A 1079-nucleotide genomic window follows, 5' to 3' on the forward strand; every position below is an offset into this window, starting at 1 on the left:
GGCCAGCACCTGCCGCTGCTCAAGCCCGGCCAACGCCCGTGCCGTTCCCCGCCAGCGGGCTAGGTCGTGGACAGACAGCGTGAGCTGGCCAGGTTCCGCCGTGCCCAGCCGGTCGGCCAAAGCACCCCACACGGCCAGCCGGTCCCATACGTCCACTGTGTTCCATGCGGTCGCCGCGCCTTGCCTGGTGACAGCGTCTGCGAAATGACCCTTCCAGCGGGTGAGGATCTGCTCACTCAGCAGCTCGTAACCTGATGGCGCATTCGCACCTTCCTCCGCCTTACTCGTATGAGCGCGCAGATGCTCATCCTCTATTTGCGCGGTCGTTTTCATCGCGGCGGGCGTCCGCCGGCTGGCATAAACAGCTGTGATGACCGAGGCAACAGCGGCCAGAAAAGCCACAACAAGCGAAATCAGCCCAAGCCACGTCATGATGACCTCAGATTCGCGACCACCACGCTGGCGCCACCACTCACCAGCGAAAAGATCAGCATCAAGGTTGAGCCGTAGCTGATGAAGCCATGATCTACTACTACTTTGTCCCAGTTGGCGCTCGCGATGCCGCCGAACCACAGCGACGCCATGCAGGCAAGCACGAGATTTAGGCCAACGAGGATGATTCGAGTCGACTCGAGCGACGTCTTTGCGGCTATCAAGTCGCCAGCCGTCGCCGCAGACACAGCGGCCGCTATGAGAAGAAGTTCTCCACGTCCCACTAGATCGTCATATCCAACCGCATTACCTCTCGTGGCTGCGTTAAGGAAGCTCAATACCACGGGCATTAATGCAAAAGCGACCCCGAAAATAATCCAAAGCAGAAGCTTTTTCCTGACGCGTCGACCACTCGTGGAACGAAGGAACGCCATAGCCCTCAGCGATGCAACTTTCGAGGCCTGCGGCCCAGACGTCGTCATGTTTGGCCGCCATTCATCGTCTCACCACAGGCGTCGCGTAAAGACACACCAATGGAGGAACGCCTGCCCAGTGATCCGCGCCCACCGCCACCTGCAGAAGCATAGTTGCCTACCTCGTCCTGCGCATTGCCCCGGGCAGCCGTATGTCACTCCACGTTCAGCGGC

The 1079-nt window shown here is 60.1% G+C and carries 2 protein-coding genes; both read right to left on the reverse strand.

The window, feature by feature from the left end; translation table 11 throughout:
• A partial coding sequence (locus Rhe02_RS49440) for a hypothetical protein (protein WP_203915550.1) occupies positions 1–432 on the reverse strand: 432 nt, incomplete at its 3' end.
• Positions 429–914 carry a hypothetical protein gene (locus Rhe02_RS49445; protein WP_203915551.1) on the reverse strand — a complete coding sequence of 162 codons (486 nt, stop codon included), beginning with the start codon at positions 912–914 and terminating at the stop codon, positions 429–431. The genes Rhe02_RS49445 and Rhe02_RS49440, both read right to left, overlap by 4 nt.
• Positions 915–1079 lie beyond the last annotated feature (165 nt).

This window comes from Rhizocola hellebori (assembly GCF_016862955.1).
In the GTDB taxonomy this organism is placed as follows: Bacteria; Actinomycetota; Actinomycetes; order Mycobacteriales; family Micromonosporaceae; genus Rhizocola; species Rhizocola hellebori.

Excerpts from the sequence above, each read along its gene's own strand:
- Rhe02_RS49445 (WP_203915551.1), bottom strand. The coding sequence starts at position 914 with ATGACGACGTCTGGGCCGCAGGCCTCGAAAGTTGCATCGCTGAGGGCT.